Origin of the sequence: Helicobacter cetorum (assembly GCF_900198405.1) — a bacterium.
Lineage (GTDB): Bacteria > Campylobacterota > Campylobacteria > Campylobacterales > Helicobacteraceae > Helicobacter > Helicobacter cetorum_C.
The window spans coordinates 21,669-28,663 of sequence record NZ_FZMR01000026.1 but is presented as its reverse complement, the minus strand read 5'-3'; the positions used below and the strand labels follow the sequence as shown (position 1 = coordinate 28,663).

At 35.6% G+C, this 6,995-nt stretch carries 4 protein-coding genes; 1 reads left to right on the top strand and 3 read right to left on the bottom strand.

Annotation, left to right across the window (positions count from 1 at the left end; genetic code table 11):
- Positions 1 to 213: 213 nt before the first annotated feature.
- Positions 214 to 1,437, bottom strand: coding sequence for a sugar MFS transporter (locus C6H25_RS07615; RefSeq protein WP_104748830.1), 1,224 nt, complete (start codon positions 1,435 to 1,437; stop codon positions 214 to 216).
- A 152-nt stretch (positions 1,438 to 1,589) separates the two neighbouring features.
- Positions 1,590 to 2,897 (bottom strand): NCS2 family permease, encoded by a 1,308-nt coding sequence (locus tag C6H25_RS07610; protein WP_104748829.1) that lies wholly within the window; start codon positions 2,895 to 2,897, stop codon positions 1,590 to 1,592.
- 190 nt (positions 2,898 to 3,087) lie between these two features.
- On the opposite strand from C6H25_RS07610, the gene C6H25_RS07605 reads away from it, so the two are divergent.
- Complete coding sequence (locus C6H25_RS07605; protein WP_233707359.1) at positions 3,088 to 5,172, top strand: outer membrane protein; 2,085 nt, start codon at positions 3,088 to 3,090, stop codon at positions 5,170 to 5,172.
- 38 nt (positions 5,173 to 5,210) lie between these two features.
- Here the strand turns inward: C6H25_RS07605 and C6H25_RS07600 are convergent.
- The coding region (locus C6H25_RS07600; protein ID WP_104748828.1) for an LTA synthase family protein at positions 5,211 to 6,995 on the bottom strand (1,785 nt) is incomplete at its 5' end.

Below are 6,995 nucleotides of genomic sequence, written 5' to 3'. Positions count from 1 at the left end.
GCCATTTGATAGTTAGCCCCAATAAACCAAGCGCTTTCTTCAGCCATTAAAGAACTAGCTAGAGATAAACTTAAACTTAAAGCACTAAAAAATTTTAATCTGTTATGAGACATTAAGAAATTTCCTTTTTTTAAATGATTTTACGAATGAAATAAAAATAAGTTTGAATTGTAGCAGAAAAATTAGGGTTATAGGGGTCAAGGAAAAACCTTTTTAAGGATTCTCTTTTTGTTTATGCCCTTTGAGAGCAAAAAAGAGGATATAGCTATAGCATAATAAAGGCATGATATAGGAATATAACAAGGCGATATGATTTTTTGTGAAAAAATCAATCAAAAGCCCTTGAATAGGCGGAATTAACGCCCCCCCCACAATAGCCATACTAATCACTCCAGAAGCCTTAGAAGTGAGATGCCCTAAATTGAGCGTAGCCAAAGAAAAGATGGTAGGAAACATGATAGAGTTAAAAAATCCCACAAAAGTCAAAGCAAATAAAGCGATTTTACCCCCAATAATAATGGCTAGAGCAATGAGAATGATAGAGCTTAAGGCATTGATTGCTAGGTATTTATTAGGAGCAATTTTATTCATCAAAACACTACCTAAGAAACGCCCCACCATTGCCCCCCCCCAATAATACACCAAGTAATGTGCACTTGTTTGGGCGTCTAAATCTAAAAGCTGTTCAAAGCTTAATACCAAGAATGAGCCAATACTAACTTCTGCCCCCACATAAAAAAAGATTCCTAAAGCCCCAAAAGTGAAGTGTTTGTGCGAAAACAGGCTTTTTTGCGTCGTGGTTTCAGGCATTTCTTTTTCCACATTAGGCAATTTTAAAAGATACACAATGAGTGCTAAGATAAGAGAAAACGCCGCTAAGCCCAAATAGGGCATTTGAACGCTTTTAGCATCAGCTAGTTTATCTGCCAAACTCGCTCCATCGCCTATTTTTGTCGTGCTAAAGATTAACAAGCTTCCAAAGATAGGCCCTAAGGTCGTGCCAAGTGAATTGAACGCTTGAACTAAAACTAAATTCCTAGCTTCCTTACCCTTTGAAAGCAAGGTTACAAAAGGGTTGCCTGCAGTTTGTAAGCACACAATACCACTAGCTAGAATAAATAACGCTCCCAAAAATACCCCATAAGAGCCTAAATGAGCCGCCGGATAAAATAACGCACACCCACTTGCAGTAATCACAAAACCAAGCACCACACCAAAAGGATAGCCGATTTTACTAATCACATTTCCAAACACCCCACCCATAATAAAATACGCTCCAAAAAAGCAAAATTGAATGAGCGAAGCTTCAAAATAGGTCAAATCAAAAATAGGTTTTAAATGTGGGATTAAAATATCATTTAAAACCGTGATAAAACCCATTAAAAAAAACAATGCCGTTAAACTCATCAACGCTAAATTGTTAGAAGTTTTTTGCATATTGATTCCTTTTATTAATGGTGTGCTAATCATATTTATAATGCTATTGTAATTTAACTCATTTTTAGTGCTAAAAACCTTATGAATGGTTAAAAAATCAAGTGCTTGTGTGTAAAAAATTCCAAGCCCATAAAAAGGGCTTTTAATAAAATCTAGCGGAAAATGAATACAAAGAGTGAGATAACACAGAGTGTGATAATGCCAGAATTTAAGGCTTTAAAGTCTTTTTGCACGACTTTAATAATCGCATAAGAGAGAAAGCCAAAGGCTAAGCCATCAGTAATGGAGTAGGTTAAAGGCATCATCATTGTGGTTAGAAAAGCAGAAACACTAATGGCCATGTCTTTAAAATTCACGCCTTCTAATGCGCTAAACATCAAAACTCCAACCATAACCAGCACCGGATAAATCGCATTAGAAGGAATGGCTTTTAAAAGTGGTAAGCAAAAAAGCGTTAAAATAAAAAATAATCCGGTAAAAACCGCCGTAAGCCCTGTGCGCCCGCCTTCTTCAACCCCACTCGCGCTTTCTATAAAAGCGGTTGTAGTAGAAACGCCCACAAACGCACTCGCTAAAGAAACCCCCGCATCAGCTTCTAAGGTTTTTTCTAAAGCTTTGCTTTTTTCTTTTTCATTAAAAAAGCCTGTTCTATAGCCAATGCCTCCAAGCGTGCCTAAAGAATCAAATAAATCAGTAACAAAAAAAGTAATGACCACCGGCACTAAGGCTAGAGTGAAAGCCCCACTAGCATCATAAAAAATGCCTTTAATGTGTAATTGCAAAGCGATAGGGCTAATACTAGCAGGCATGGAGAAAAACTCTTTGGGGTAGGGGGATAGCTGAAAGACCCAAGCAATGATTGAAGTGATTAGAACAGCTAAAATAAAAGAACCCTTGATTTTAAGGGTGTGTAAGGCAAAAATAAGAATAATACCAATAATTCCTAATAGAACTTGTGGGTCGCTAAAATCGCCCAAGGTTACTAAAGTAGCTTGACTTGTAGTAACAATGTGCATTTCTTTAAGACCGATAAAGGCAATAAAGGCTCCTATTCCAGCACTTACAGCTCGTCTTAAATCACTAGGAATACTTTGCATTACCCAGCTACGAAAATTTGTAAAAGACAAAATGACAAAAATCGCCCCAGAGAGTGCCACGATGCCTAAAGCACTCTGCCAAGGTATTTTTAAGCCTTGCACAAGTCCATAGCTAAAATAGGCTGACAATCCTAAGCCCACACTCATAGCTATGGGGGTGTTTGCCCATAGTCCATTAAAAACACTTGCTAAGATAGTGATGATAGCGGTTGCACTTAAAAGGGCTTCATAAGGCATGTTGGCTTGAGAAAGAATAAGAGCGTTTAGTGGCACAATGTAAATCATTGTGATAAAAGTTGTTAAGCCGGCTCTAAATTCGGTAGCTATGTTTGTATTGTGTTCTTTAAGCTTGAAAAACCCCATGTTAGATAACTCCTTATTGTTTGGTATAGATTAATTTAATAAGGGGTTTTTATGGGGTAATTATGTCAATTATTGTATTAAGTAAGTCTTAAAATGCGGTTTTTTACATCAAACGAAAGGGTTTTAAAATAGTTTTTGGGTATAGTAGTGATAAAAAATGGTTTAGCTAAATAAATAAGGGGATAACAAAATGATTAAACGAGAGAGAGAGAGAGAGAGAGAGAGAGAGAGAGTAAAGGGCGTTGTTTTGAAAACAAACTCTTTGAGAGCGTATCGGCTATCAAAGTTATTTTTTGCAAAAGATTTATGTCTTAAAAAACATTTAAAAATAGTTTCTAGGAGCATTTTTTATTTTTTAGTTTTGGATTTAAGCCTTTTAAAAGCTCATGAAAAGAATGGCTTTTTTATAGAGGGAGGCTTTGAAACCGGAATGTTGCAAGGCACAGAAAAAAGAGAGCAACAAATCATTACCGAGCATAAAACCTATGAAGACTACTTGCCCTTAAAGACAATCATTAATAAAGCCAATAATCTTTTTGCTGATTCTAATGCGATTTCAAAACTCCAATTTTCAACCTTACACCCTATAAAAGTTAGCCTAGATAGAGCGACTAAGCAACTTGTGATAGAAAATTTTCTTCCTTATAATGTGAATAATGTCAAGCTTTCTTTTAAAGACTCCCAAGGCAGGGTAGTGGATTTAGGTATGGTAGAGATGATTCCTAAACTTTCTAAAATCACGCTTTCTGAAAACTTGTTTGATAATTTTAAAGAAATTGACCCAAACGCCACTTACAATAATTTTGAAGTTTCTAGCACCAAGTTTTCTGATGAAAGCACTCAAAGGTTGTTTAGGGCGTTGGATATTATTACGACTGATTTAGTGGTAGAGTATAAGTCTCCACCTACTTTTAATTCTTGTCAATATCATAAACAAGCAGGCAATAATAAGTGTTATTCCCCCTTTACCTCTCAAACCGCTGAAGAATTTACTAATCTGTTGATAAACATGTATGCTGTTTTAGACTCAAAATCATGGTATGAAAATATCATGAACGCTCCTTTTGATTTTACCAATGTAGGCGGTGATTGTAAGTTTGGTGCGTCCAAATGTGTAGCACCCGGCAAAAATGGATTAGCTCCAAATGGAAAGGAGAAAAATATAGTCCCCCATGAAAAAGTTGTCGCTGATTTTAGAAGTAAGATGAATTTGCAAATTTCTATTTTACAAAACGCTTGGGTTGATGGTTTGGGGATGGGTGGCGTTACTTGGGGGAAATTAGGGGTTATTGCTGGGGCTTTAGACCCCAAACAGCTTTTTGGAAACGATTATAAAAATATCAATTTAGGAAAACTAAGAGCTATTTTACATGAATTTTCACACACTAAAAGTTATAGCCACAATGGCAATATGACTTACCAAAGAGTGCCAAAAGACAATGGAAAAGGCGATTCTGATGGCATTCCTTATAATGTCTGTTCTCGTTTTGGTGGTGAGGGTCAGCCCGCATATCCGGGGCATTTTCAAGACTCAGTCTATCCTAATTGTAATGATGTTCCAGCTGGATTTTTAGGGATTACTACCTCAGTGTGGCAACAGCTCCTTAATCAAAATGCCTTACCGATAGATTTCTCCAATCTTTCTAATCAAAAGAATTATTTAGACGCTAAATTAAATACCACAAGCCTAGCTAACTCAATGCTTAGCACTCTTAAAGAAAGTTTTTTGGTTTCTAGCACGACTACAACTTCTATGAGTATTTCTGGCCAACGCTTTAATACGGTCATGCTAGGAGCCAATCTCAAATTAGGTTACCAACAATATTTTAACGACTATTTAGGGTTAGCTTATTATGGCATAGCAAAATACAATTTTTCTAATAGCATGGGCAAAAAGGTTCAGCAAATGGGTTTTGGTGGGGGTGTAGAATTACTAATAGAATTTATCACTTCCTATGACAATAAAAAGCCTTTAAAGTCTCAATTAACCCCTAAAAGACTTTTTAAATCTTCTTTTGGCATGTTTGCAGGCTTAAGAGGGCTTTATAATAATTATCATTTTTTCAGTCAAATTCATAATAGGGGTAATCTCAATTTTACTAGCGGACTAAACTATCGTTACAGACATTCTAAATATTCTGTTGGTATTTCTATTCCTTTAATTGAGCAAAATATTAAAGTGAGCCTTAGAGACAGCAACATTCAAAGAACCTTTATCTTAAAAGAAGGGGCGAGCCATTTTAATGTGTTCTTTAATTATGGGTGGGTGTTTTAGGAGGGTTCACTTAACTTTTGCTGTGAAAAAATAAGCATTTAAAAACCATGCTTAAAGATATGCCAACTCAACGCTTGATTTTCTTTTAATCTCAAAAAGTCTTTTTCATAATGTTGCAACTCTTCTAAATCCAAACACAGCTTTAAGGGCTCAAAATGGTGCGAATTTATAGAACACTGCCAAGAAGTGCTAGGCTCATAAAAACCAAGCTGATTTTTAAACATTATTGCCATAGTATTATCCCCTAAAACTCCTCTAAATTCTTTAGTATTAGGTAATTTATTGGTGTTAAATAATGGCTTAGAAAAAGAGAGATAGCTTTGATTTTTAGGCGTCAATAGTTCTAAAATCGTTGCGATTAAATCCATATGAGTGCCTAAGTTTGTTTGTGGGTATAAACGCACCGATTTTGGCGTAACGATAATTAAAGGAATAGTATGGTTAGTCTCTAAATGCCCTTGAGCGATTTGCCAATTCCTATCAAAATGGTCTCCTGTGATAATAAAAAGTGCTTTAGGAAACTTCTCTCTAGCTCTTTTAATAAAATGCGCTAAAACGCTAGAACTCCAAAACCTTGTCCCCATAGATTGCAAATCATTAGCGTTAGTGATAGCTTGAATTTTATCTAATGGCACTTCTAAATCGCCCTTAAAAGCCTTTAAATCAAGATTGTATGTATCGTGATTTGAAAGCGTTAAAATCATATTAAAACTTTTTTGATTGTTAGAAATGGTGTCTAAAATATAATCAAACAAGACATTATCATGAAATCCATAATTATTGCTTGCTGGTTGTGGATACAAACTCGCTTGTTTATTATAGTAAGGCTCAATATTGGAATAATAAAATAGCTTATCAAAGCCTTGCACTAACACAAACTTTTCTAAATTCTGCCAATTAGAACTCCCGCCGTAGAAAAAATTTGTGTTATATCCTAGAGATTTAATTTGTATAGCTAGGGCGGTTTCTAAGGGTTTGACACTCGCCATTCTACTCATTAAGGTTTCACTAAAAGGATAAAGCCCGCTTATTAACAAGCCAATGGTTTTAATCGTCCTATCTGTGCCTTGGATAAAATGCTTAGGTTTAAACGAATAGACATTATCTTCTTTTAATAATTCTTGAAGTTTTTGAGCTAAAACAACCCCATTTAAAGGCTCAAAATAATAATCGCTCAAACTCTCTGCCACAATAAAAAAGACTTGCTCTATTTTTTCATGCGCATTACTTGTGGAATGATGTGTTAATAACGCCTTGAGATTATAGGGTTCATTGGTTAATCTCTCATGCAAAATAGTCTCTAAACTTTTTGGCGTAAAATCTGCAAATTTAGGCATTTTAGCGCTAATTTTAGCTAAGTTATAGAGAGCATGAAAACTGCTTGGCGTAATAGTGCGTAAAAATTGATTAGTAGGAAAATGAGCACTCTTATCTAAGCTTAGCCCCTTAAAAGAAAAGGCTGAATTGATAGACACCACAATAAGCACGCTTAAAAACGCTAAAAGCCCTCCTATTTCTAAAAAGCTCGTTTTTCTTTTAACGCTTAAAATTCTCTCTAATTTTTTAAGACCACGCACATACAAAAACACGCATGCAATGGCCAGAAAAACGCTCAGTAAAATCTGCAAAGGCAATAAAGCTTTATGGTGTAACCCAATAGAAAAAAGGGTTGAAAAATCTTCTGTGAATAACCCTAATAAATTGCTGTTATACACATCTCCAAAAAGAGTGTAAAAAGCGATGTTTCCCATGCCAACAAGAACGCATAGAAAAACGATAACCCCTCCAAACGCCTTTAAAATCGCCCCCCCCCCCCCCGAAAA

What these genes read in the sequence shown, in the direction of transcription:
- C6H25_RS07610 (WP_104748829.1), bottom strand. Translation starts at nt 2,897, where the DNA reads ATGGGGTTTTTCAAGCTTAAAGAACACAATACAAACATAGCTACCGAA.
- C6H25_RS07615 (WP_104748830.1), bottom strand. Translation starts at nt 1,437, where the DNA reads ATGCAAAAAACTTCTAACAATTTAGCGTTGATGAGTTTAACGGCATTG.
- C6H25_RS07605 (WP_233707359.1), top strand. Translation starts at nt 3,088, where the DNA reads ATGATTAAACGAGAGAGAGAGAGAGAGAGAGAGAGAGAGAGAGTAAAG.